20 protein-coding genes are annotated in these 24,077 nt (G+C 71.1%); 9 read left to right on the top strand and 11 right to left on the bottom strand.

All coding sequences use genetic code 11. The annotated features are described in order from the left end of the window. The first annotated feature begins 298 nt into the window (after positions 1-298). The 5 genes from sbnA to OG285_RS15590 all read left to right on the top strand — a co-directional run bounded on the left by sbnA (position 299) and on the right by OG285_RS15590 (position 6,838). Positions 299-1,273: a 2,3-diaminopropionate biosynthesis protein SbnA gene (gene sbnA / locus OG285_RS15570; RefSeq protein ID WP_371791285.1), complete on the top strand. Its 975-nt coding sequence runs from the start codon at positions 299-301 to the stop codon at positions 1,271-1,273. 12 nt (positions 1,274-1,285) lie between these two features. Then, a complete protein-coding gene (gene sbnB, locus OG285_RS15575) occupies positions 1,286-2,287 on the top strand; it encodes a 2,3-diaminopropionate biosynthesis protein SbnB (protein WP_371791286.1) in 1,002 nt (333 codons plus the stop codon). After that, positions 2,281-4,290 (top strand): FAD/NAD(P)-binding protein, encoded by a 2,010-nt coding sequence (locus tag OG285_RS15580; protein WP_371791287.1) that lies wholly within the window; start codon positions 2,281-2,283, stop codon positions 4,288-4,290. Before sbnB ends, OG285_RS15580 begins: the two co-directional genes overlap by 7 nt. Beyond that, positions 4,287-5,489 (top strand): PLP-dependent aspartate aminotransferase family protein, encoded by a 1,203-nt coding sequence (locus OG285_RS15585; RefSeq protein WP_371791288.1) that lies wholly within the window; start codon positions 4,287-4,289, stop codon positions 5,487-5,489. Before OG285_RS15580 ends, OG285_RS15585 begins: the two co-directional genes overlap by 4 nt. 161 nt (positions 5,490-5,650) lie before the next feature. Then, positions 5,651-6,838, top strand: a complete 1,188-nt coding sequence (locus tag OG285_RS15590; RefSeq protein WP_371793544.1) for a benzoate/H(+) symporter BenE family transporter — start codon at positions 5,651-5,653, stop codon at positions 6,836-6,838. Positions 6,839-6,910: 72 nt separating this feature from the next. Here the strand turns inward: OG285_RS15590 and OG285_RS15595 are convergent, their stop codons facing one another. The 5 genes from OG285_RS15595 to OG285_RS15615 all read right to left on the bottom strand — a co-directional run bounded on the left by OG285_RS15595 (position 6,911) and on the right by OG285_RS15615 (position 14,149). Then, a complete protein-coding gene (locus tag OG285_RS15595) occupies positions 6,911-8,107 on the bottom strand; it encodes an NAD-dependent epimerase/dehydratase family protein (protein ID WP_371791289.1) in 1,197 nt (398 codons plus the stop codon). A gap of 157 nt (positions 8,108-8,264) precedes the next feature. After that, a complete protein-coding gene (locus tag OG285_RS15600; protein WP_371791290.1) occupies positions 8,265-8,915 on the bottom strand; it encodes a hypothetical protein in 651 nt (216 codons plus the stop codon). A 246-nt stretch (positions 8,916-9,161) separates the two neighbouring features. Further along, positions 9,162-11,627 (bottom strand): dolichyl-phosphate beta-glucosyltransferase, encoded by a 2,466-nt coding sequence (locus OG285_RS15605; protein ID WP_371791291.1) that lies wholly within the window; start codon positions 11,625-11,627, stop codon positions 9,162-9,164. After that, positions 11,624-12,385, bottom strand: a complete 762-nt coding sequence (locus OG285_RS15610) for a GntR family transcriptional regulator (protein WP_371791292.1) — start codon at positions 12,383-12,385, stop codon at positions 11,624-11,626. The genes OG285_RS15605 and OG285_RS15610 overlap by 4 nt, the downstream gene beginning before the upstream one ends. A gap of 396 nt (positions 12,386-12,781) precedes the next feature. Beyond that, complete coding sequence (locus OG285_RS15615) at positions 12,782-14,149, bottom strand: aspartate aminotransferase family protein (RefSeq protein ID WP_356826335.1); 1,368 nt, start codon at positions 14,147-14,149, stop codon at positions 12,782-12,784. A 304-nt stretch (positions 14,150-14,453) separates the two neighbouring features. Between OG285_RS15615 and OG285_RS15620 the strand changes: the two genes are divergently transcribed. The 3 genes from OG285_RS15620 to OG285_RS15630 all read left to right on the top strand — a co-directional run bounded on the left by OG285_RS15620 (position 14,454) and on the right by OG285_RS15630 (position 17,805). Next, a complete protein-coding gene (locus OG285_RS15620) occupies positions 14,454-15,782 on the top strand; it encodes a serine/threonine-protein kinase (RefSeq protein ID WP_371791293.1) in 1,329 nt (442 codons plus the stop codon). 398 nt (positions 15,783-16,180) lie between these two features. Further along, complete coding sequence (locus OG285_RS15625; protein WP_356826337.1) at positions 16,181-16,606, top strand: SRPBCC family protein; 426 nt, start codon at positions 16,181-16,183, stop codon at positions 16,604-16,606. A gap of 20 nt (positions 16,607-16,626) precedes the next feature. Beyond that, positions 16,627-17,805, top strand: a complete 1,179-nt coding sequence (locus tag OG285_RS15630; RefSeq protein WP_356826338.1) for a methyltransferase — start codon at positions 16,627-16,629, stop codon at positions 17,803-17,805. 85 nt (positions 17,806-17,890) lie between these two features. Here OG285_RS15630 and OG285_RS15635 read toward each other — a convergent pair whose 3' ends face one another. The 6 genes from OG285_RS15635 to OG285_RS15660 form a co-directional block, all read right to left on the bottom strand. Beyond that, the gene (locus OG285_RS15635) at positions 17,891-19,480 is read right to left on the bottom strand and encodes a hypothetical protein (protein ID WP_371791294.1); all 1,590 of its coding nucleotides are present in this window, start codon (positions 19,478-19,480) and stop codon (positions 17,891-17,893) included. A 267-nt stretch (positions 19,481-19,747) separates the two neighbouring features. Continuing rightward, on the bottom strand, positions 19,748-20,014 hold the full coding sequence (locus tag OG285_RS15640) for a hypothetical protein (RefSeq protein ID WP_371791295.1): 267 nt from the start codon (positions 20,012-20,014) through the stop codon (positions 19,748-19,750). After that, the gene (locus tag OG285_RS15645; protein ID WP_371791296.1) at positions 20,014-20,175 is read right to left on the bottom strand and encodes a hypothetical protein; all 162 of its coding nucleotides are present in this window, start codon (positions 20,173-20,175) and stop codon (positions 20,014-20,016) included. The genes OG285_RS15640 and OG285_RS15645 overlap by 1 nt, the downstream gene beginning before the upstream one ends. Positions 20,176-20,525: 350 nt before the next feature. After that, positions 20,526-20,714 carry a DUF397 domain-containing protein gene (locus OG285_RS15650; protein WP_371791297.1) on the bottom strand — a complete coding sequence of 63 codons (189 nt, stop codon included), beginning with the start codon at positions 20,712-20,714 and terminating at the stop codon, positions 20,526-20,528. A 13-nt stretch (positions 20,715-20,727) separates the two neighbouring features. Beyond that, positions 20,728-21,582, bottom strand: a complete 855-nt coding sequence (locus OG285_RS15655; RefSeq protein WP_371791298.1) for a helix-turn-helix domain-containing protein — start codon at positions 21,580-21,582, stop codon at positions 20,728-20,730. Between the two features lie 184 nt (positions 21,583-21,766). Further along, positions 21,767-23,050: an adenylosuccinate synthase gene (locus tag OG285_RS15660; protein ID WP_356826340.1), complete on the bottom strand. Its 1,284-nt coding sequence runs from the start codon at positions 23,048-23,050 to the stop codon at positions 21,767-21,769. 165 nt (positions 23,051-23,215) lie between these two features. On the opposite strand from OG285_RS15660, the gene OG285_RS15665 reads away from it, so the two are divergent. Continuing rightward, complete coding sequence (locus OG285_RS15665; RefSeq protein ID WP_371791299.1) at positions 23,216-24,067, top strand: diacylglycerol kinase; 852 nt, start codon at positions 23,216-23,218, stop codon at positions 24,065-24,067. The last annotated feature ends 10 nt before the right edge of the window (positions 24,068-24,077 follow it).

Raw genomic sequence — 24,077 nt, forward strand, 5'->3', positions numbered from 1 at the left:
CGGAGCCGCCGGGGCGGGATACGGATTTCGGTCCTGGGATACGGAATTAAAGAATCCGCCACAGCGGGAATCCGGAGTTCAATTCCCCTCTTCCACGGAAGGATCTCCGCGCCGAACTGCTACCGTGGATATCCGAAGAGCCGTATCGCGAACGGGGGTTTGCGGCACACGGGGGGACGGGGGAAAGTCCTTCTGCGTAGCGTGCGCTTGACCAGCGCACGACCGGTCGAAGCCATGGGCATGTACACCGCAGCACCGTTTGTGCTGCGCCCTGCCCGCATAAGGGTTTGGATTTCTGGTGATAGCGGAAGAAGTTTACGATCTCGTACTGGACGACATTTTCATCCGGCTCGACCAGCTGGTCCCGGGCAGTTCTCTGTACTTGAAGCTCGAAGGCCTGAATCCGGCAGGCTCGGTCAAACTCAAGACGGCGGTCGCGCTCGTCGCCGACGCCGAGCATTCGGGGCGCAGCTTTCCGCGTACCCGGCTGATCGAATCGACGTCCGGGAACCTGGGCGTCGCACTGGCCATGGTGTGCGCGGCAAAGGGGTACGCCCTGACCTGCGTGACGGACGTGAACGCCAACCGCCAGGCCCGGCAGCTCATGGAGGCGTTCGGCGCCGAGGTCGTCGTCATCGGCGTCCGGGACTCCAACGGGGGCTATCTGCAGTCCCGCATCGACTACATCGGCCGGCGCCTGGGCCTCGATCCTGATCTGCACTGGCTGAACCAGTACGCCAATCCGGCCGGCCCGAAGGCCCACCACGACCGCACCGGGCGGGCGATCTTCGAGACCGTCGGCCGCGCCGACCACCTCTTCGTCGGGGCCGGGACGACCGGGACGCTGATGGGGTGCGCGCGGTACTTCCGCCGGTACAGCCCCGCCACCCGCATCACCGGGGTCGACACCGTGGGCTCGGTGACCTTCGGCGGGCCCCCGTCGCAGCGCCGGATACCGGGCCTGGGGACGAGCAGACGCCCGGAGATCTTCGACCGGGCCGCCGTGGACGACGTCGTCCACGTCGCCGAGGAGGACGCCGTACGCATGTGCCGGATGCTGGCGAAAGAACGCGGACTGCTGCTCGGGGGATCGAGCGGAACCGTGCTCTCAGCGGTCCAGCAGGCCGCAAAGCGCCTGCCGCCGGGCAGCGTCGTCGTGGCGGTCTCCCCCGACGGCGGAGACCGCTATGTGGAAACCGTCTACAACGACGCATGGGTTTCGGAGCACTGGCCCGAAACCGTGGGAAAAGAAATATCTCGGGCTCGCGCCTGAGTGGGGGAGAACATGCACACCTTCGACATCATCTCCGGCAGGACCGTACGGGAGATTCTGAGCGAGGAGCGCGCGGCGGTACTCCGCATTGTCGCTTCCGCCTACCGGGCCCACGCGGCCGGTGAATCCGTCAACCCGGACAGCTACTTCCTGCGCTTCCCGGACAAGCCGGATTCCCGGATCATCGCGCTGCCCGCCTTTCTGGGTGACGACGTCCAGCTCGCCGGTATCAAATGGATCGCCAGCTTCCCGCGGAACACCCGGATGGGGATTCCCCGCGCGTCCGCCGTCCTCATCCTGAACGACTACGAGACCGGATACCCGGTCGCCTGTCTCGAAGCCGCGAACATCAGCTCGGCCCGTACGGCGGCGTCCGCCGCGGTCGCGGCCGACGCGCTGCGCCCCGGCGGCTTCCCGGGAACACGGATCGCCGTCATCGGCGGCGGCGTCATCGCACGCAACATCTGCGACTACCTCCACGCCTCCGGATGCGCGCCCGCCTCCTACCTCGTCCACGACCTGGACGAGGCGTCGGGCCAGGCCCTGGCCGGACACGTCCGCACCACGCAGGACCGGCCGGCCGAGTTCACCGCCGACCTGCACGCCGCCCTTGAGGCGGAGACGGTGGTGTTCGCCACGACCGCGCTCGAACCGTACGTCAGCACTCCGTTCAAGCCGGGTCAGCTCGTCCTCAACATCTCGCTGCGCGACCTCGCGCCCGAGGTGATCCTCGCAGCGGACAACGTCCTGGACGACGTGGAGCACTGCCTCAAGGCGAACACCTCGCCCCATCTCGCCGAACAGCTCTCCGGATCGCGGGAGTTCGTGAACGGCACCCTCGCCGGGGTGCTCTCGGGCGACGTGGTGCCCGATCCGGACCGTCCGGTGATCTTCTCGCCGTTCGGGCTCGGCGTCCTGGACCTCGCGGTGGGCGCGTTCGTCAGGAACGAGGCGCGGCGGGCCGGCACGGCCATCGAGATCCCCGGCTTCTTCGGGGAGACGAGCCGATGGTGAAGCCGGTACGGACGGTGGAGCCGGCAGAAACGGTGAAGCCGGCGGAGACCGGGCCGCCCGCCGCCACGGCCCTCGCGGTCATCGGTGCCGGGCCGCGCGGTCTGGGCATCCTGGAACGGCTGATCGCCCACTGCCTGACCGAGCCGTTCCCGGTCACCGTCCACGTCGTCGACCCGCGTCCCCCCGGCGCCGGATTCCACACACCCGGCCAGCCCGACCATCTGCTGCTCAACACCGTCTGCTCCCAGCTGTCGGTCTTCCCCGACGCGCACATGGTGCGCGGTCCCGTCCCGCTGGCCGGGCCGTCCCTGCACGCCTGGTGCCGGGAGCGGGATCTGCGGGTCGCGGAGGACGGGTTCACCGTCCGGCAGGGCGAGGGCCGGGAGATACGGCCGAACGACTTCCTTCCGCGGAGGCTGCTGAGCGAGTACCTCATCTGGGCGGGCGAGGAGATACTCGGCGCGGCCCCGGCCTGCCTCACCCTGATCCGGCACCGCACGATGGCGGTCGACGTCCGGCCCGGTGCTGCGGGCTCCAACGAGGCTCATAGGAGAGGCAGTTGGGGTACGGAGATCGTCGTCCTGGCCGACGGCAGCCGTTTCGGGGCCGACGCCGTGTTCGTCACCGTGGGGCACCACGCGCTCTACCTGCCCGCCGAACCCGAGCCGGAGCCGGGGCTGATCACCCGGCCCTACCCCCTGCCCTCGGCACTGGACAGCATCCCGGCGCGGGGACGCGTCGCCGTCCTCGGCACGGGGCTGACCGCCATGGACGTCATCACCACCCTGACCCTCGGCCGCGGCGGACGGCACGTGAAGGACGGGTCCGGACTGCGGTACGTGCCGAGCGGGCGCGAACCGGTGATCGTCCTCGCCAACCGCTCCGGGACACCGGCGCGCAGCCGCCCCCGCCTCAACCCGGGGCGGGTGCGCTTCGCCCCGCTGGCTCTGACCGAACAACGGCTGACGCAGCTCCGTACGGCCGATCCAGGGGACGGCGCACGGATCGGCGGGCGGGACGCGGTACGGGACGGCGGGCGGCTCGACTTCGTCCGGGACGTCCTGCCGCTCGTCGTGGTGGAGATGGAACTCGCCTACTACCGGACCCTGTTGGCCGGTGAGACGGGCGACGCCACCGAGGCCGGAAGGGAGGTGGCGGACCGCACCGGACGGGTCGGCCACCAGACGGTACTGGAGGAGCTGCGGGCACGCTTCGGCCCGACCCCGGTGGCGGGCATCCTGTCGGCCGGGCCGGCCTCGGACAGCGCGGACCCGACCGGACCCTCCCCTGCCCCCGCCCTCCGCTGGGCCGAACACCGGTCGTACGAGCAGTGGTTCACGGACCGCGTGGCCGAGGACCTGGCCGAGGCGCGGGCAGGTCTTGGTGCGAGTCCGCTGAAAGAGGCCCTCGAAGTCCTGCGCGACCACCGTGACGTCCTGCGGGCGGCCGTCGATCCGCCGGGGCTCGACAGCCGGTCCCTGGCGTTCTTCTTCGGTACGTTCGCGCCCACCGTCAACCGTCTGGTGATCGGGCCCCAGCTGGAGCGGTCGGCGGAGCTGCTGTCCCTGATGGCGGCCGGAGTCGTCCGCATCGGCCCCGGCCCGGCGCCCCGGGTCGTGGCGCCCTCGGGGCACGGGCCGTGGCGCCTGGAGTCCAGCTGTCTGGAGCGGCCCGCGTCCGTCGAGGTGGACCACGTGGTCCACGCGCACCTGGCCTCACCCGCTCCGGACGGGGTGGGGGACTCGCTGCTCGGGCGGCTCGCCGCCGCGGGCCGCGTCCGTACCGCCGCCCCGCTCTCCGGCCTCGACGTCACCCGCCGGGGCCAGGGTGTCGACCGCTCGGGCTCCCCGCAGCAGCGGCTGTTCTTCCTGGGCCCGCACACCGAGGGGTCGAGCTACTACAACCACTACGTGCCCTCGCCCGGCGCACCGTCCCGGGCCCTCATGGACGCGGAACTCGCCCTGAGCACCGCACTGCCGTCACACATCAGGAGGACCCGTTGAGCACCAGCGAGAAGTACACCCCCTGGACCCGGAAGTACCGTGCCGACACCCACGCCGCGCAGGGCGACGGCTGGCGCAGCCCGACCACCGGTGCGATACCGCCCGCGATCTCGCTCGGCGCGACCTACGCCCGGGACGCCGAGTACCGGACCCCGGCCGGTCTCGCCTATCTGCGGGATCAGGGAACACCCGCCTACGAGCAGGCCGAGGCCGTGGTGGCGGGGCTCGAAGGCGGCTCCGACGCGCTGGTGTTCTCGTCCGGCATGGCCGCGGCCACCGCTGTCTTCCAGGTGCTGCCGGCCGGCGCGCGGGTCGTGGTGCCGCAGACCATGTACTTCGGTCTCACGAAGTGGCTGCTGGAGTTCGGCGGTGAGCGCGGCCTCCGCGTCGTCCGGGTGCCCATGGACGACCTGGACGCGATCGCCGCCGCGGTCGGGGCCGAGGACACCGCCCTGGTGTGGGCCGAATCGCCCGCGAACCCCACCTGGACGGTGACCGACATCGGCGCGGTGGCCGGGATCGCGCACCGTGGCGGAGCACTGTTCGGTGTGGACAACACGGTCCCGACGCCGGTGCATGCGCGCCCCTTCGAGCTCGGCGCCGACCTGATCATGCACTCGGGGACCAAGTACCTCAACGGACACACCGATGTGGTGGCGGGGCTTCTCGTGCTGGCGCCGGAACCCACCGAGGCGCGCGGGGCGGTGTGGGAACGGCTGCGTCTGCACCGCAGGCTGACCGGGCCGATCCTCGGCCCGCTGGAGACGTATCTGCTGATGCGTGGGATGCGTACGCTCTTCCCCCGCATGCGCCAGATCTCCGCCACCGCGATGACCGTCGCGGAGCACTTCGCCGCCCACCCTCTGATCAGGAAGGTCGCCTACCCGGGCCTGCCGTCGGACCCGGGCCACGCGATCGCGGCCCGCCAGATGACCGGGGGTTTCAGCGGCATGCTGTCCCTGCACGTGACCGGAGAGTGGCAGACCTCGCTGCGCGTGGCGAAGTACTGCGAACTCTTCATCCGCGCCACCTCGCTGGGCGGCGTGGAGAGCCTGGTCGAGCACCGTTACACCTTCGAAGGGCCGGACAGCTCCTCGCCGAAGGACATGCTGAGGCTGTCCATCGGCCTGGAGAATCCGGCGGACCTCGTCGCCGACCTCGAACAGGCCCTGGAACGGGCCGTGAAGGAAGACCATTGAGCCACCCCACCCCCGCCCCACGCGACGACGCGCCACCGGCGGGCCCCACGCCGCCCGAGGAGCCGGCCGGCCCCGTACCGGAGCATGAAGGGCCACTGGAGGAGGAAGCGGCGCCGGATGCAGAAGCGGTACCGGAGGAGGAACCGGCCCGGCGCGCCGGTCTGTTCGGCGGTCTGCTCCGCGACGCCTCGGTGTCCGCGGTGCTGGCCGGCCTCGTGGCGGTCGTCGTGTCGTACTCGGGACCGCTGGTCATCGTCCTCTCGGCGGCGTCCTCCGGACATCTGAACTCCGCGCAGACCAGCTCCTGGGTCTGGGCGATCTCCATCGGCAGCGGTGTCACCTGCATCGGCCTGAGCCTGTGGACCAGGATGCCGGTGATCACGGCCTGGTCCACGCCGGGCGCGGCACTGCTGGTCACCAGCCTGGGCTCGTACGCGTACCCGGAGGCCATCGGGGCCTTCCTGGTCAGCGGAGTGGTCATCGCGCTGGTCGGGATGACCGGCGTGTTCGGATGGCTGATGCGGCAGATCCCGGGCGCGGTCGTCTCCGCGATGCTCGCGGGCATCCTGTTCTCGTTCGGTACCGGGGCGTTCACCTCGCTCAAGTCCGCCCCGTACATCGCCGGTTCGGTTCTCGTCGGCTATCTGCTGGCGAAGCGGTGGCTGCCGCGTTACGCGGTCCTGGTGGCCCTGGTCGCGGGTGTGGTGGCCAGTGCGGCCGGTTCGCGGCTCCATGTCCACCTCGGTGGACTGGAGCTGGCGCGGCCGGTGTTCACCGCGCCGGACTTCTCACTGGCCTCACTGGTCGGCATCGCGGTGCCGCTCACCCTCGCGACGCTCGCCTCCCAGAACGCGCCGGGCATGGCGGTACTCAGTGCTTCCGGGTACGAGCCCGAGGACCGGCTGCTGATCGGCACCACCGGCGTCGTCTCCACCGTGCTGGCCCCGTTCGGTTCGCACGCGATCAACCTGGCCGCGATCACCGCCGCGATCTGCACCGGTCCCGAAGCCCACCGCGACCCGCGGCGCCGGTATGTGGCGGGGGTGTCCTGCGGGGCGTTCTACCTGATCGTCGGCGCGTTCGGCTCGGCCCTGGTGGCGCTGTTCGCCGGGCTGCCCAAGGAGCTGGTGGCGGCCATCGCAGGAGTCGCCCTGCTCGGGGCGCTGGCGGGCAGCCTGACGGGTGCGGTGAAGGAGGAGAAGGACCGCGAGGCGGCCCTGATCACCTTCCTCGCCACGGCCTCCGGGCTCACGCTCTTCGGCATCGGTTCGGCGTTCTGGGGGCTCCTCTTCGGGGTCGTGACGCACCTCGTCCTGACCCACCGGCGGAAGGTGGTGGCAGTCGCCTAGCCGAGGGCCGTGCAACGGCACAGCCGACCCCGCCCGGCGGCCCGCCGGGCGGGGCACCGCGTTCCGGGCGCCTCAGGCCGGGCGCACGTCCTGACGCGCGGCCCGGTCCACAGCGGGGCCCGTGTCCTGTCCCACCACCCGGTTCGCGGCCGGGCCCGCGTCCTGTCCCACCACCGGGTCCACAGCCGGGGTCCCCCGCTCGTCCGCACCCTGGCTCACGGCCGACGCACGCATCGACGCGTGCGCGAACTCCGCCACCCCGTCGGTGAACGGCACCGACGGCAGCCAGCCCAGCTCGGACCGGATCCGGCGGGAGGACGCGGTGATGTGGCGGACGTCGCCCAGCCGGTACTCCCCCGTCACCAGCGGGGCCGGCCCCGGGTACGCCGTGGCGAGCTGCTGCGCCATCTCCAGGATGGTGTGCGGCTCCCCGCTGCCCACGTTGTACGCGCGCAGCTCACCGTCCGCACGGCCCGAAACGCCTTCCAGCGCCGCGGTGTTGGCGGACGCGATGTCGCGCACATGGACGAAGTCCCGCCGCTGCCCGCCGTCCTCGAACACCACCGGCGCCTCGCCGCGTGCCAGGGCCGAACGGAAGAAGGACGCCACACCCGCGTACGGGGTGTCCCGGGGCATTCCGGGCCCGTACACGTTGTGGTAGCGCAACGCGACGGCCCGGCCGCCGGTCGCCCGCGCCCAGGCCGCGGCCAGGTGCTCCTGAGCGAGCTTCGTCGTCGCGTACACGTTCCGCGGATCGGTCGGCGCCTCCTCGGTGACCAGGCCCGGCGCCACGTCGTCACCGCACTGCGGGCAGACGGGCTCGAACCGGCCCGCTTCGAGATCGGCGAGTGCGCGCGGGCCGGGGCGGACGACGCCGTGGCGGGCGCAGTCGTAACGGCCCTCCCCGTACACCACCATGGACCCCGCCAGCACCAGATCGCGCACGCCCGCGCCCTCCATGGCCGCCAGCAGCACGGCGGTACCGAGGTCGTTGCAGCTCACGTAGTCCGGCGCGTCGGCGAAGTGCTTGCCCAGGCCGACCATCGCCGCCTGGTGGCAGACCGCGTCCACACCGCGCAGCGCCTTCTCCACCGCGGGCCGGTCACGGACGTCGGCCTCGATCCACTCCGCGCCGCCGGGGGACGGCCGCTGGGCGTGCGCCGCGGCCAACAGGGCGTCGAACACCACCGGTTCGTGCCCTCGGGCGGTCAGGTCCGCGACGATGTGCGAGCCGATGAAACCCGCGCCTCCAGTGACAAGTACACGCATGCCCCGAAGCGTACGGCCGACCGCGCGCCGCCCCGGACCACGGGGCGCCGCCGGGGTGTCGGAAGAAGCGGGAGGGGGAGGCGAGGGGGGTGCGGGAGAAGCGGAGAGGGCTCCCCCCGGGGGAGCCCTCCGCCGCCGCGTCCCGGCACTCCCCCGGTCAGCTGAAGACGATCATCGACCCCTGCGCGAGACTGCGCGTGGCAGCCGCGTGCAGTCCCAGCCACACGTGCCGTTCCCGGGCGAACGGGCTGTCGTCGGACGGGACCGGACCTGCCGGTTCCTCCAGCGACGTCGGACGGGACGGGGCCTGCGGTGCCGCCGGAGGGTTCGCCGCGTCGATACCGATGGACCCGGCCACCACCTCCAGCTCCCGGAGGAGACCGTGGGCGGAGCCCAGCGGGCCGCCGCCCTCAAGGAGTTCGTCGTTGGACAGCGGTGCGCCGAAGTCGACCGGGACGTAGGCCCCCGCGTGGTCGTAGTGCCACACCAGATGGGACTGCTGCGCCGTGGACTCGAACATCTCCAGGAGCTGTTCGTAGTCACCGCCCAGGTGGTCGACCGGTGCGACCTCCAGGCCGCAGACCTTCAGGAGGTACGCGCGCCGCAGGAAGTGCAGGGCGTCGTAGTCGAATCCGGCCACCGGGGCCACATCGCCGGACAGGCCCGGCATATAGGCGAAGACGGGTACGGACGGCAGACCGGCTTCGCCGAGTGCCTTGTCGTAGACGGCTATCTCTTCCGCGAAGGGGTTGTCGGGGCTGTGGCACAGCACATCGACGAGGGGGACCAGCCACAGGTCACAGGCCAACGGGGCTCCTAGCGGGGGTCGGGGGTCACCCCCCGAGCGGGCTTGTCCGGCCAGCGTAATGCTCGGTTCACGCTGCGCGAAGACCCCCGGTCGTCCCGGCGTCCCCGGCCGTCCGGGGCCGGGCGGCCCCCGGCGCCGCAGACCGTCGCGCGGAGCCGGGGCCGCGCCCGGTACACCGGGGCCTTCCTGGATGCGCCGGGGCCGCCCCGGGGCGTGTCCGCGGCGCCGCGCCCGGCGCGCGCCGCCCTAATGCGCCGGTGCCGCCGTGCTGCCGTCCTTACCCAGGGGCCAGACCCACGCGCCGCCGATCCGCTGCCCCGGCCGGCCGAGCAGTTTCTCCACGGTGACGTACAGCGCCGCGTCGTTGTCCTCGGGCGGGATGACGACCACCCCGGCCTTCCAGTACGCCAGGTCGTACCGCGCCTGCGCCTGCCAGTTGGGGCCGATCTCCGGGATCTTCGCGCCGTAGCGGACGTCCCGGAAGAGGTTCGACGTGTAGCGGGGCGGCGCCCCGTAGATGCCCGTGCGGTCCGTCCCGTACGGGCCGTTGAAGTAGCCGCCGGGTACCGGGAAGCGGACCCCGGTGGCCGACTGCCAGTGCAGGGCCTCCGCGCTGCCCGGGTCGGGCAGCGGTACCGGGACCACGGACTCGCCGGGGCCCACGTACTTCTTCCAGAGCCCGTCGGCGATGAACGCGGGTACGTCCGGGCGGGTCTGCACCGGCATCGGGGTGGGCACGATCGGGACCAGCGCGGCCGCGACGGCCAACCCCCCAAAGACGCGGTAGGCGCGGTACGCGCGGACGCGGGTGCGGATCAGCCCGTCGGCGGCCAGCGCGACCAGCACGCCGAGCGCCGGAGCACAGATCATCGCGACCCGCCCCTCGATCACCGACTCGAAGAGCGGCCGGTGCGCCAGCAGCCGCCACGGTCCCGGGAACACCACATCGGTGTACGGGATGCGGATCTTCTGGCCCAGCGAGAGCACCGCCGCGGCCACCGCGGTGAACGCCAGCGCCTTGACCAGCGCGTGGCGCCACAGCCGTACGGTGATCGCGAAGGCCAGCGCCACCAGCGGCCAGCCGTAGAAGGCGTTCTGCTCGGTCCGGTTGAGCGCCAGTTTGTCGGCGGTCGCGTCACTGCCGAACAGGGCGCGTCCGGAGAACTCGACCAGGGCGCGCGGGCTGTTGCCCGCGTTGTTCCCGTGCAGCACGCTGTGGTAGCTCTGCGCGCCGAAGAACTGCCAGCCCAGCGGGTACGCGACCAGCGGCAGCGCGGTGAGCGCGGCGACCCCGAGCCCCTTGAGCAGCGGGCGCCACGCCGCCCGTGCCACGTCTCTGCGCAGCAGCCCGTAGGCCAGGGCGAAGAGCAGCATCCCGAGGGCCGCCAGCAGGAACGGCTCCTCGCCGAGGAAGACCTGGTACGTCGCGAAGAGGCCGAGCAGCACCCCGTCCCGTACGACGTGCTCCCCTCCGGCGAGCCGCAGCGCCCGGTCGATGATGACCGGGATCATGAACAGCACCAGGAAGTTGGGGTGCGCGTTGCCGTGCGAGATCATCGGCGGGGCGAAGGCGGCGAGCGCCGCGCCGAGCGCGGCCGCCCACCGGTTGCGGACCAGGCGCCGGGCGATCAGCCAGTACCAGGCGGCGGCCGTCGCGGCGAGCCCGCCGGTCAGCACCAGCGCCCAGGTCACGGTCGGCCCGAAGGCCAGCGTCACGGGCGTGAGCGGGACGGAGAGTCCCAGCATGGGGGTGTTGCCCATGAGGTTCACCCCGGCCGGGAAGTTCTGCGCGGTGGTGAAGAGCGGGTTGTGCAGATGCGCGATGTTGTCCGCGGTGACCGCGAAGAACCACTCCCACTGGTTCTGGTCCTGGAGTGAGTCGCGGAGGTATCCATGGCCGAGGTCGGCCCAGAGGTTCTTGTAGAGCAGGACGGACGCCAGCACGAACAGGCCGCAGACCGCCAGGTCGGTGCGGCGCACCGCGCGGGCCTTCAGCCGGATCAGCTCCGCGAGGACCCGAAGATAGTCGAGCGGCCCGACCTTGGAGCCCTCCTGGTGCGACCAGCGCACCGGGACCTCGGCGACCGCCCACCCCTGGCGCCGGAAGTACTGGAGTATCTCGACGTCGATGCCCCACCCGTCGAGCCGCGCGTCGGCGAACGCCTCGCGCGCCTTGTCGCCGTCCAGGAGCTTGAATCCGCACTGGGTGTCGCGGATGCCGGGGACGGCGACGGCCCGTATGAGCCGGTTGCCCATCCGCCCCATCCATTCGCGCAGCCGCCCCTGGTGCACCTCGACGCTGGAGTCGGGGTGCGCCCGGGAGCCGACCGCGGCCTCGTGACCGGCCTCCAGCTCCTGGGTGAGCCGGTCCAACTCCTCGATGGGCGTGGCCAGATCGGCATCGGTGACGAGCACCCGTATGCCCTCCGACGCGGCCACACCGAGCCGCAGGGCGTGCCCCTTGCCGCGGTTGCCGGGGCTGCTGACCAGCCGGACCCGGGGGTCGGCGGCGGCTGCCTCGCGGGCGATGCGCGCGGTGCCGTCCGCCGAACCGTCGTCGACGACCACCAGCTCCCAGCTGCCGGACCGCCCGTCCAGATACGTCCGGACGGCGTCCAGCGTGGGGCCGAGGCGCCCTTCCTCGTTGTACGCGGGCACGACGACGGACAGCTCGACCGCCGGCTCCGCCGCCCGCGGCTCCACCACACTCACCGGGCGTCCCCGCCGGACGAGGGTACGGACGGCCGGTCCCCCCGCGCGGACGGCCCGTCCTCCCGGCGCGCACCGTCGGGGGGCGGGGCCGCGCTGTCGGCGCGCAGTTGCCGCGCCCAGCGGACGGCGTGCGCGTCGTACGCGTCGATCAGCGCGTGCGCCTGGTCGCCGTCGCCGCTCGTCACCGCGTCGACCAGTTCCTCGTGTCCCTGCCACAGCCAGTCGGCCGACCCGGTGCGTCCGCGCAGATACGGCACGGCGAACACCCAGCACTGCACGCGCAGCCGGTGCAGGAAGTCGGAGATGTAGCGGTTGCCGGTGAGCGCGCCGAGCTCCCGCCAGAACCGCAGGTCGTACCCGATGAGGATCTCCAGACTGCCGGTCCGCGCGGCCTGCCCGGCCTCCTCGGCCCGGCGGCGTACGGACAGCAGCGGCTCGCCCGCCACGCCCCGCAGCGCGAGCCGCCGGAAGATCCCGTCGACGATCAGCGAGCGGGCCTCGACCATGGCGCAGTAGTCGTCGACCGAGAACTGGTGGACCCGGAACCCCTTGTGCTGGTCCGAGTCGAGCAGCCCCTGCGCGGCCATCTCGACGAGTGCCTCACGGACCGGGGTCGCCGAGACCCCGTACCCTTCGGCGATCTGCTTGACGGTGAAGATCTCGCCCGGCTGAAGACGGCCCGCAAGCACTTCGTCACGCAGCGCGTCGGCGATCTGCTGCCGCAGAGTACTGCGGGTCACCGCTCCGCTCGCGGGCATGGTCTTGTTTCCCCTCGTCCGACTCCGGACACCCTACGGCCCGGATCTTCCGGCTGGATCCGGGCCGATCCAACGGGAGACCCCGGCGTGCGGGCAGCCTCCGGGGCGAGCGTAGACGGTGACCAGGGCCGAGGTGATCTTCCTGCTGCCGCAGCTCACGAAGTAGGTGCGCAGCGTGCGGCGCTTCACTGACTCCCGGGGGCCGGAGTCAAGCGGCTGGCCGGGCAGGTCGGAGACGACCACGATCCGCCGTGCGGCGCGGATCCGGCCGCGGATCAGGTCCGGGGGCAGCTCGGTGCCGAACGGGCCTACCTGCCGACGACGCCGTACCGCAGGACGTGCGGGGGACGCTGAGGCACCGAACGTCTCAGCGTCCCCGGGAAGTTGAGACGTCCGCTACGCGACCACGTACTCGTCGGCCACCGAGAGCGCCGCGTCCAGGGCCGCCAGGCCCTCCTTGGCCTCCGCGTCGGTGATGTTGCACGGGGGCGCCACATGCGTGCGGTTCATGTTGATGAAGGGCCAGAGGCCGCGCTTCTTCGCGGCCGCGCCGAACGCGGCCATCGGCGCGTTGGCCTCGCCCGTCGCGTTGTACGGGACCAGGGGCTCGTGCGTCTCCCTGTTCCGTACCAGCTCCAGCGCCCAGAACGCGCCCACGCCGCGCACCTCGCCGACCGACGGGTGCCGTGCGGCCAGGTCAGCGAGGGCCGGGGCCAGGACGTCGGTGCCGAGGCGGGCGGCCCGGCCGACGATGTCCTCCTCCTCCATGGTCTTGATCGTCGCGACGGCTGCCGCACAGCCCAGCGGGTGGCCGGAGTAGGTGAGCCCGCCCGGGTAGGGGCGCTTGGCGAACGTCTCGGCGATCTCGCCGGAGATCGCGACGCCGCCCAGCGGGACGTACCCCGAGTTGACGCCCTTCGCGAAGGTCATCAGGTCCGGGGTGACGTCGAAGAGGTCGGCGGCGAACCAGGACCCGGTCCGGCCGAAGCCCACCATCACCTCGTCGAGGATGAAGACGATGCCGTAGCGGTCGCAGATCTCCCGGACGCCCGCGAGGTAGCCGGGCGGCGGGATCATGATGCCCGCCGTGCCCGGGATGGTTTCGAGGGTGATCGCGGCGACCGACTGCGGACCCTCGAACGCGATGGTGTCCTCAAGGTGCTGGAGGGCGCGGGCGCACTCCTCGGCCTCGTTGGTCGCGTAGAACGGCGAACGGTAGAGGAACGGCGCCCAGAAGTGCACCACACCGGCCGATGCCGTGTCCGACCCCCAGCGACGCGGGTCACCGGTGAGGTTGATCGCGGTGACGGTGCCGCCGTGGTACGAGCGGTAGGCGCTCAGCACCTTCGGCCGGCCGGTGTGCAGCCGGGCCATGCGGACGGCGTTCTCGACGGCCTCCGCACCGGCGTTGGTGAAGAAGATCTTGTCGAGGTCACCGGGGGTGCGCTCGGCGATGAGGCGTGCGGCCTCGGAGCGCGCCTCGATCGCGAAGGCGGGGGCGAACGTCGTCATCTTCGCCGCCTGCTCCTGGATCGCGGCGACGACCTTCGGGTGCTGGTAGCCGATGTTGGTGAAGACGAGACCACTGGCGAAGTCGAGGTACCGGTTGCCCTCGTAATCCCAGAAGTACGAACCCTCGGCACCGGCGACGGCGAGCGGGTCGATCAGGTCCTGGGCGGACCAGGAGTGGAACACATGCGCACGGTCGGCGGCCTTGACGGCCGCACCTGCACGGGGATCGGGCTGCGGGCTCTGAGGGGTCATACGCCCCAGCCTAGAGAGCCAGGAGTCGGGACGCACATGGCCAACTTGTATGGACTCGGCGGGATTGGTCGGCAGGGTGTCGCATTGCCGCCCGCCCTCCCGACGACCGCCCGGCGACAGCCCGTGGGACCGCAGGGGGGGGCCGATGCGAGGCGGTGGGAGGCCGTCACAGAAGGGGCGGCGGCCGTTGCGGAGCGGTCGCGGGCCCGGATCTCCCGGTCATACCGGCGCGCGGCAGGGGCGCACTATCCTCGCCTCCAGTGGGGCGCGCGCGGTGGCGCCGCCCCGGGGAGGCGGCACAGGCATGGAGAAACTCCGGCCGGGCGATCCACACCATATCGGCGCATACCGGGTGCTGGCGCGGCTCGGCGCGGGCGGGACGGGCCAGACCTATCTGGCGCGCTCGGACCGTGGCCGTACCGTCGCGGTCAAGGTCGTACGGGAGGAACTGGCCGGGATCGACGGTTTCCGCGACCGCCTCCGGCTGGAGGTGCGGGCGGCGCGGCGGGTCCCGGGGCCGTGGACCGCTCCGGTCCTGGACGCGGACACCGGGGCGCCGGCCCCCTGGGTCGCCACCGGATACGTCGCGGGCCTCAGCCTCCACTCCGTGGTCTCCGGCACGCACGGCCCGCTGCCCGAGCAGTCGGTACGGATACTCGGCTCGGGCCTGGCCCACGCGTTGGCGGACATCCACGCGGCCGGCCTGGTCCACCGCGGCCTCAAGCCGTCGAACGTGCTGGTCACCATCGACGGACCGCGCGTCATCGACTTCGGGATCGCCCGCGCGCTGGGGACGATGACGGACGGCGGCCCGCGCCGGACGGCCGCGCCGGACGGCTCCCCCGAGTTCACGGCGCCCGGATTCATGGCCTCCGAGTTCATGAGGCCCGAGTTCGTGACCCCCGAGCAGATACGCGGCGACCGGCCCACTCCCGCCTCCGACGTCTTCTGTCTCGGCTCGGTCCTGGCGTACGCGTCCTGCGGAGCCATGCCGTTCGGCACCGCCGGGAGTGGGGCGCACGCGCTGACGTTCCGGACAGCGCAGGAGCCGCCGGATCTCGGCGGACTCCCCGAGGGCCTGCGGGATCTGGTGGCCGGCTGCCTCCACAGGGACCCGGCCGCCCGGCCCACGCTCGCGCGGATCCTGGAACGTACGGACGAGCCCGCGGCGGACGACCCCTGGCTTCCCGGACCACTCGTCGCCCAACTGGGGCGCCATGCGGTGAAGTTACTGGAGGCGGAGACTCCCGCCCCGCCGTCCGCCTCCCCTCCCCCGTACGACTGCTGTCCGCTGCCCCCGCCCCGGCCGCGGCCCGGGTACCGCTACTACACCCCGGTGCCGATACCCGAACCACCGGACCGCAACAGCCGCTGGACGCTCGCCCTGGTCGTGGTGGCCCTGATCGTGGCGGTCGGCGCGGGCGGCTCGGTGTACGCGGTCATGAACACGGGCACCGCGTCGAAGGGCCCGGCGTCCCACTCCACCCCCGGCTCCAGGGACCCGGCCGGGGACGGCTCACCGGCGGCACCGGCGACACCGGGCGCCTCGAACACCTCTGGCCAGTCCGGTTCCCCGGAGCGCCCGGACTCCTCGTCGAGCGGCTCGGCCCCCTCGCCGGATGCAACGCCGTAGCACGTTGCCTTACGCCGCGACACAGTGACTTCATGAAGACCATCACCCAACGGGAACTCACTGCGCGCTCCAAGGCGGTACTCGACGACGTCGGGGCAGGTGAGACGTACCACATCACTCGTAACGGCAACGAGATCGCCGAGGTGCGGCCGCTCGCCGCCCGGCGCCGATTCGTCCCGGTGGAAGAGCTCCAACGGAAATGGCGGCATGCTCCGCAGGCAGTCCGTGCCCGCCGGGAAGACCCGCCGCACAGGACGCACATCCGGAGCGGCCCGGCCGGCCGGTCCCGAAGCCTGGCTTGCGCAGCCGCTCCGTGTGGCCGATCAGTCTCCGGGTAGCCGGTCCCGAGAAGGACGAGCCAACGAAAGACGCAAGAAAGACGCAAGGGAGAGGCACACATGTCGTCATCGCTGATCGAAGCCGTGGACATCAACGCCCCGGTCGCCGTGAGCTGGGCGCTGTGGAGCGACGTCAGCCGCTGGCCCGCCTTCCTGAGTCACGTGCGCCTCGTCGAGCCGATCGACGAAAAGCGGTTCGCCTGGCAGCTCTCACTGCCCGGTGCCGACAAGAACTTCGTCGCCGAACTCACCGAGGTCGTACCGCAGGACCGGATCGCCTGGCGGACCACCGAGGGGGTCCACCACGCGGGTGTGGTCACCTTCCACCGCCTCACCGACACGACGAGCCGGGTGACGCTCCAGATCGAGTACGACCCCAAGGGCTTCGTCGAGCACCTGGGCGCACTCACCAACCTCGATTCCGCCCTGGCAAATTACGACCTGGGCGAATTCCAGAAACTGGCCGAGAAGACGGCCGCCTCCTGAGGCGGCTAGCCTGGTCGGCAATGAACCATTTGCCGACGTCATCAGGCTCGCTCGCCCTCACCCGCTTCCCGGAGGACCCCCGCGACCAGCTGCGCGCCTGGGACGCCGCTGACGAATATCTCCTGCGCCATCTGGAGGAGAACGGGATCGCTGCGGGCACCGGCCCGGGAACCACCGTCGTGGCGGGTGACCGGTGGGGCGCTCTCACCACCGCGCTGGCCGGGGCGGGCGCCGCCGAGGACACAGCCGGCGAGGTCGTCCAGATCACCGACTCCTTCCTCGGTCAGGAGGCGACCCGGGCCAATCTGGAGCGGAACGGCCTCGGCGCCGGCGCCGTGCGGCTGCTCTCCACCCAGGACGCCCCGCCCGAGCGGATCGATCTGCTGATCGTCCGGGTCCCGAAGAGCCTCGCGCTCCTGGAGGACCAGCTGCACCGGCTCGCGCCCGCCGTGCACGCGGGGACCGTCGTCGTCGGCACCGGCATGGTCAAGGAGATCCACACCTCGACCCTGAAGCTCTTCGAGCAGATCATCGGGGACACGAAGACGTCCCTCGCGGTGAAGAAGGCCCGGCTGATCTTCTGCACCCCCGACCCGTCGCTCGCCCCGGGCCCCAGCCCCTGGCCGAGGAGTTACGACCTGCCCACCGGCATCGGGGCCGCATCGGGGCGGACCGTCGTCAACCACGCCGGGGTGTTCTGTGCCGAACGCCTCGACATCGGCACCCGGTTCTTCCTGCCGCACCTGCCGCAGCACGAGGGCCCGGAGCGGGTGGTGGACCTGGGCTGCGGCAACGGCGTCGTCGGCACCGCCGTCGCGCTGGCGAACCCGCGGGCCGAAGTGGTCTTCACCGACGAGTCGTTCCAGGCGGTCGCGTCGGCGGAGGCGACCTTCCGCAAGAACCTCGGACCCGACGCCCCGGCCGAGTTCCGCATCGGCGACACCTTCGCGGGCGTCGCGGCGGGCTCGGTCGACCTCGTACTGAACAACCCCCCGTTCCACACCCACCAGGCGACCAGCGACCAGACGTCCCGGCGGATGTTCCGCGGGGCGCGCGAGGCCCTGCGGACGGGAGGCGAGCTGTGGGTCGTCGGCAACCGGCACCTCAGCTACCACGTCATGCTCCAGCGCACCTTCGGCAACTGCCGGGTGGTGACGAGCGACCCGAAGTTCGTGATCCTGCGGGCCGTGAAGCGGTAGCCCCACCAGGGAAGTCACTGCCACCTGGGGCGAACCGGCCAGTGGCCGGGCTGGGCCCGCAAGGCAGTCCGTCCTCGCCGGAAGCTCAGGCCGAGGACAGCTGTTCCGCTATCTCCTTGACCCAGGCGGCGCTCTTCGCCGGGTCGTTGAGGGAGCCGGCCCACTCGTCCGGGGTCAGCCGGTGGTTGGCCGGGCCCGCTTTGAGAGCGATGAGAAGGGCTCTGGCGGAGTCCCGCATGTCGGCCGCGGTGTCGCCGCTCCCGTTGATGTCCGCGCCCGCGGCCAATCCGTACAGTTTTCGCGCCATGGCCTGGCGTTCACCGTTCTGCACCTTCTTCCAGAACTTCAGGGCCTCCTTCAGCGCGTCCTCGCGGGAGGCGGGCTCCGCCGGGGTGTCGTCCGCCGCCCAGCGTTCCGGGTGGCGGGCCCCTTCGTAGCGCTTCATGCCCGCGCGGCCTGCCTTGTAGGCGGTGACGCCGAGGATGAGGCCGGCCGCACCCGCGGCGAGGCCCCAGCCGACCGGGTTGCTCGCCAGCCCGGCTCCCCCCGCTGTGGCGGCGACCGCCGTCACGATGCCGCCCGCGGCCTTGGTGGACTCGCCCACGGCGGTGAGTGCCTGCTTGCCCATCTTGTTGCGCTGCTTGCCGAGCGCGTACGTGTGCACCGCGTCCATCGTGTTCACGTCTTCGGCGCGCCGGACGTCTCTGGCGGCGTCACGGGCCTCACCCATCGCTGCCCAGGCCGCGTCGATGGCCTCGGAAACACGCTCCAGCCGGCCATCGCCCTCGTGGTCCCAGTGGGCGTCCAGCGCGACGTATGCCTCGGCCGCGGCCCATTCGGCTTCCTGCCGGCTCTGGTTCAGCCGGGCCAGCGCCCCGTCGTCGGTGCGGTCGGGCTTCGTGAGCCCCTTCAGGGCACTGTATTTGCGGGCCGTCAGGCCGAAGCGGCCCGCCGCACGGGCGCCCTTCACCGCGCCGAAAGCGCTGGAGCCGATACCGCTCGCCTCGGCCGCTGTCATGGCATGCGCCGCCTGCTGGGCCTTGGTCAGCTCCTTGGCGATGCCGAGGGCGTAGTTTCCCGCGCCGGCGGCGCTGACGACCGCGTCAGCCGTTTTGGAGTTGGCCTTCTTGTCCGCTCCGTGGAAGGCGGCCCCGCTTCCGTACTTCTCGGCGTCCTTCCTGGCTTTGGCCGCCTCCATGCCACTGAGCACGGCACCGGCGGTCTCCGTGACGAGGTTCTCCGACGCGGCGGCGGTCCCCGACGAGCCTGCGGAGTGTTTGAGGCCTTCGTCGACCGTGGCGGAGGCCTGCTGGGAGAAGCCGGCGTTGGCAGGGACCTGGACGCCCTTGACGAAGGTGTCGATGAATTCGAGATTCTTCTTGAGCCTGTCGAGGACCGCGGCGATCCGGTCGCGATAGCTCTTCGATCCGGTGGTCGCGCTGCCTTTCTCCGGTGCCTTTCCCTTCGCCGTGCCCCCGGTGCCCTTTCCCTTCGCCGTGCCCCTGGCCCGCTGCACAGCCGCGGTCGCGGCCCGGTTGCCCGCGCTGGACTGGATCTGAAGGAGGGCGCGCTCCGCCGAGCTGCGGGACGGGCTCCCGGCCCGCATCCGGTCCCGGCGCTGGGCCAGGGCAGTTACGGACTGCCGAGTTGGGGTGCGGTGGACCGGGGTGCTCATGAACGTGCCTCTCCTGTGCCGGGCCGGGGCGACTGGAGAGTAGCCAGGCAGGGCCAACAGAAGGGGCACAGCGGGCAAATTCTGCACGGAGCGCACGAAACGGGTGGTGGACGATTCCATAGCTACTGCGCCGTGCTCCAAAGCACCTTCGCCAACTGCCGTGTGATCACGAGCAACCCGAAGTTCGTGATCCTGCGCGCCGTGAAGCGCTAGCCGACGCCCACCCGTGCCCCACACCTCGACGGTGGGGCACGGGATTTGGCGCCGTCAGGCTTGGCGGCGCGTGACGAGGGCCCCCTTGCGGCAATCCGGCCGGTTCGCCGCCGGGGTGATCAGCGAAGCCGTGGCGTCATCGAGCGCGTAACACAGCTGGGCGTGCAGCGTCTCGGCCTCAGCAGGCGTCAGTCTCAGCACGGCGTCGGCCTCGAACGCCCCGTCGCGCCGCAGCCACAGGTCAATGGAGAGCGACCCGTCCGCCTCCCGCCGCACCGGCTTGCTGGGCACCCGGCTCACACGTACCTGGTCCGCACTCATCAGGTTGCCGCTCCCGTCGTCCGGAACACGAGGGTGCCGACGCTGTACGCCTGACCCACCCCCGCCATGACCACGATCCCGTCGAGCGCGAGCCGCATCGCGGTACGTCGAGTGCGGCGCCCGGCGTCGGGAATGAGAGGGCGGGTACGGGTGAGGCGCAAGGGGTGTTGCGACGGGTACGCGGTCGAGAGCGGAGCGCGGGCGCCGACTCCCGGCGCGGATTCGGATGCGGGCCGGGACGCGAGTGGACGCAGAAAGCGTGCCGGGGACAAACGAATCAGAGGTACGCGCGTTCGCGCGAGACAGGTACGGATACGGTGAAACATGCTGACGCTCCTCGGGGGCGCTGGCCATGCCCCGGGGTGCTGATGACACCGCCGGGGCACTTCAGGTCCAGAAAGTAACCATGTGGCTACCGAACGAAGTCAAGGGTAGCCACAAAGATGCTGCTGCATCAATGTTGATGCACGAGAACCGCGGACTGGCATATGCAGGGGAGGGCTCCCCTCCCTCAGACCAGGTCGTCGAACTCGCCGGACTTGGCTCCTGCCAGGAACGCTGCCAGCTTCGCGGGAGTCGTCCGGACGATCACCGCAGGGTCATCGCTCTCCCTGAGGAGGACATCGCCGTCGACAACGGCAAGTTCGAGGCAGTTGCCCGCTTGTTCCGAGAACGATGACTTGCGCCACTGAATTTCCACGATCCTCCAACTCTCATAGCTCTTGCAGCACCTTGCGAATGAAGTCACGTGACCGCCCCGGCTCCAGCGATCGCGCCTCCATACGATCCAACACGGCACGGTAGTTCGTCAGATGAGTCTCGGCATCAAGAAGCGTGAGGCCATCGGGCACATCGATCTGCACCGTGTCGAGCTGCCGGACCGGTCCATTCGCGTACATCGTCGAGCTCCCGGCACTGGGGAATCCTCCAGCAGCGAAAGGGATGACGCGCAGCGTCACCTCCTCCCGTTCCGAGTACTTCAGCAACTCCTCCAGCTGTTTCCTCACCACCGCTCCGCTGCCGAACAGCATCCTCAGCGCGGCCTCGTGAAGGAGGAACGAACAGTCTGGCGGACTCGGCCGGTCGAGCAGTGCCCGACGACGCATCCGGAAATCCACATGAAGATCCATCGCCTCCCGGGTCAACGGCGGTACCGCCTCCCCGAACACGGAGCGGGCATAGTCCTCATGCTGCAACAGACCGGGCAGATGGGTGATCTGCACGTGCCGCAGGGCGATGGCATGATGCTCAACCTCCACCAGGTCCAGCATGAACGAAGCAATCGAGTCCCGGAACTCGTCCCACCAGTTCGACCCGGCGCGCTCGCGGGCCATGTCCGCCAGGGCGTCCACATAAGCCTGGTCGGGGCAGGAGTAGTTGCTCGCCCAGACGCGTACCCGGTCAGCGCTGACGCCGAATCGCGCGGACTCGGTGTTGCTGATCGCGGTCTTGTCCACGCGGTGCAGCGCGGCAGCATCGGTGAGCGACAGCCCGACATGCTCCCGCATACGCCGGAGCTCAGCGCCGAGCCGCCGCTGGCGGGCGGTGGGCGGCTTACGGACGGGCACCGGCTCCCCCTACTTTCCTGGCTCGCCTTGGTCGACCCTCAGATTTTAAGGCCGCAACGCTCAGTTCTGAGCCCCGAGCGCTCAGAATCCGGGCACCCACCACCCGCAATTCGAGCCCCGACGCCCAACTGGACGGCGGCCGACCCGAGCCCGGGTCGGCCGCCGTCCAGTGCTGCGGTGTCTCTCAGATGAACGAGTTGATCTCGATCGTCTCGGTCCGGCCCGGGCCCACACCGATCGCCGAGATCTGCGCGCCCGACATCTCCTCCAGCGCCTTCACGTACGCCTGCGCGTTCTTCGGCAGGTCGGCGAAGGTCTTCGCCTTGGTGATGTCCTCGGTCCAGCCCGGCAGGTACTCGTAGATGGGCTTCGCGTGGTGGAAGTCCGTCTGGCTGAACGGCAGCTCGTCGACGCGCTTGCCGTCGATCTCGTACGCCACACACACCGGGATCCGCTCCCAGCCCGTGAGGATGTCGAGCTTGGTGAGGAAGAAGTCGGTCAGCCCGTTCACCCGCGTCGCATAGCGCGCGATGACCGCGTCGAACCAGCCGCAGCGGCGGTCCCGGCCGGTCGTGACGCCGTACTCGTGGCCGATCGAGCGCAGCTTGTCGCCGTCCTCGTCGAAGAGCTCGGTCGGGAACGGTCCCGCGCCCACCCGGGTGGTGTAGGCCTTGAGGATGCCGATGACCCGGGTGATCTTCGTCGGTCCGACACCGGTACCGGTGCAGGCGCCGCCCGCCGTCGGGTTCGACGACGTGACGAAGGGGTACGTGCCGTGGTCGACGTCCAGGAGCGTGCCCTGTCCGCCCTCCATGAGGACGACCTTGTCCTCGTCCAGCGCCTTGTTCAGGACGAGCGCGGTGTCCGCGACGTACGGGCGCATCTTCTCGCCGTAGCCGAGCAGTTCCTCGACGATCTGGCCGGCCTCGATCGCGCGCCGGTTGTAGAGCTTGGCGAGGATCTGGTTCTTGCCGTCGAGTGCGGCCTCGACCTTCTGCTCCAGGATCGACTCGTCGTAGAGGTCCTGGACGCGGATGCCGACGCGGTTGATCTTGTCGGCGTAGGCCGGGCCGATGCCCCGGCCCGTGGTGCCGATCTTCCGCTTGCCGAGGAACCGTTCCGTCACCTTGTCGACGGTGGTGTGATACGGCGTGATCAAGTGCGCGTTACCGCTGACCAGCAACTTGGACGTGTCCACGCCGCGGTCGTTCAGCCCGCTCAGCTCGGAGAGCAGGACCGCTGGATCGACGACGACTCCGTTACCGATCACCGGAGTGCACTCCGGTGTGAGGATTCCGGAAGGGAGGAGGTGGAGCGCGTACTTCTGGTCGCCTACGACGACCGTGTGGCCGGCATTGTTGCCGCCCTGGTAGCGCACCACGTAATCCACGGATCCACCGAGGAGGTCGGTGGCCTTTCCCTTGCCCTCGTCACCCCACTGAGCACCGAGCAGCACAAGTGCGGGCACAGGCGTACACCCCTTCCGGGCGGGGCATGTCCAAGGTCAGGGGGCGCACGTCTGTCGTACGCCGATACCTGAACCGTCGAACCGGCTGCCCCGGAATAGACGAAGCCCCTGGCGCAATAGCGCAAGGGGCTCTTGCACAAAGATGCTACCCGAGGAAGGACCGAGGTGTCGGCTCCAGATCCCGCAGCGAGCACCGGGCATCAGCTGCTGGTGGTCATCGACCGGGTCGCCCGGCGTGCGGACGGCGAATCCGTGCGGATCGCGAAGGACGTGCTGTGCGCCGGAGCGCACGCCAAGATCTGCCTGCCCGAAGGGCCCGAGGAGTTCGCGCGGGCGCTAGCGAGACGCGGCCACCGGCGCCTCGTGGTGGTGGGCGACGACCGGGCGCTGCTCAGGGCGGTGACCCTGCTCCACCGCGAGCGCGACCGGACGCGCGGCGCCCTGTCCCTGGTGCCGGTCGGCCCGGCGCCCGCACTGGAACTGGCGCGGTCGCTCGGTGTCCCGGTGGGTGCGGTGGCCGCGGCACGGTCGGTGCTCGACGGTGCGGTGCGCTGGCTGGACCTGCTGGTGGACGACAGTGACGCGGTGGTGCTGGGCGATCTGCGGATCCCGGCGGCGGGACCGCGCTCCGGGCCGCCGGGCGCGGAGGGCGAAGGACCGCTGTCGGTGTGGGGCGCGTGCCGTTCGCTCGTACGGACCCTCGTCGGCCCGGCCCCCGCGCCGGAGGCGCCCCGGGTGCAGCGGCTGCGGGTGGAGGCGGACGGCGTGCTGCTGGCCGATCTGGACTGCCCGGTGGCCGGGGTCCGGGTCTCGTCGCGGGGCGGCGCGGGGAAGGCCGAGGTGGCCATCGAGCTGCCGTCCGGCGACCGGCTCACGGCTGAGGCCCTGGCGGTGACGGTGTCCGGGGCGGACTTCCGGTACCGCAGGGACGGCCTGGTGGGCGGCCCGGTGCGGACCCGGACGTGGATGCTGCGGGCGGGGGTCTGGGGGCTGACGCTGCCCGCGGTCGCGGCGTGACCACGGGCAG

The sequence above is a fragment of the Streptomyces sp. NBC_01471 genome, assembly GCF_041438865.1.
Lineage (GTDB): Bacteria > Actinomycetota > Actinomycetes > Streptomycetales > Streptomycetaceae > Streptomyces.

Coding starts and splice junctions, on each gene's coding strand:
- OG285_RS15620 (WP_371791293.1), top strand. CDS start 14,454: ATGGAGAAACTCCGGCCGGGCGATCCACACCATATCGGCGCATACCGG.
- OG285_RS15635 (WP_371791294.1), bottom strand. CDS start 19,480: ATGAGCACCCCGGTCCACCGCACCCCAACTCGGCAGTCCGTAACTGCC.
- sbnB (WP_371791286.1), top strand. CDS start 1,286: ATGCACACCTTCGACATCATCTCCGGCAGGACCGTACGGGAGATTCTG.
- OG285_RS15625 (WP_356826337.1), top strand. CDS start 16,181: ATGTCGTCATCGCTGATCGAAGCCGTGGACATCAACGCCCCGGTCGCC.
- OG285_RS15595 (WP_371791289.1), bottom strand. CDS start 8,107: ATGCGTGTACTTGTCACTGGAGGCGCGGGTTTCATCGGCTCGCACATC.
- OG285_RS15640 (WP_371791295.1), bottom strand. CDS start 20,014: ATGAGTGCGGACCAGGTACGTGTGAGCCGGGTGCCCAGCAAGCCGGTG.
- OG285_RS15630 (WP_356826338.1), top strand. CDS start 16,627: ATGAACCATTTGCCGACGTCATCAGGCTCGCTCGCCCTCACCCGCTTC.
- OG285_RS15580 (WP_371791287.1), top strand. CDS start 2,281: ATGGTGAAGCCGGTACGGACGGTGGAGCCGGCAGAAACGGTGAAGCCG.
- OG285_RS15610 (WP_371791292.1), bottom strand. CDS start 12,385: ATGCCCGCGAGCGGAGCGGTGACCCGCAGTACTCTGCGGCAGCAGATC.
- OG285_RS15615 (WP_356826335.1), bottom strand. CDS start 14,149: ATGACCCCTCAGAGCCCGCAGCCCGATCCCCGTGCAGGTGCGGCCGTC.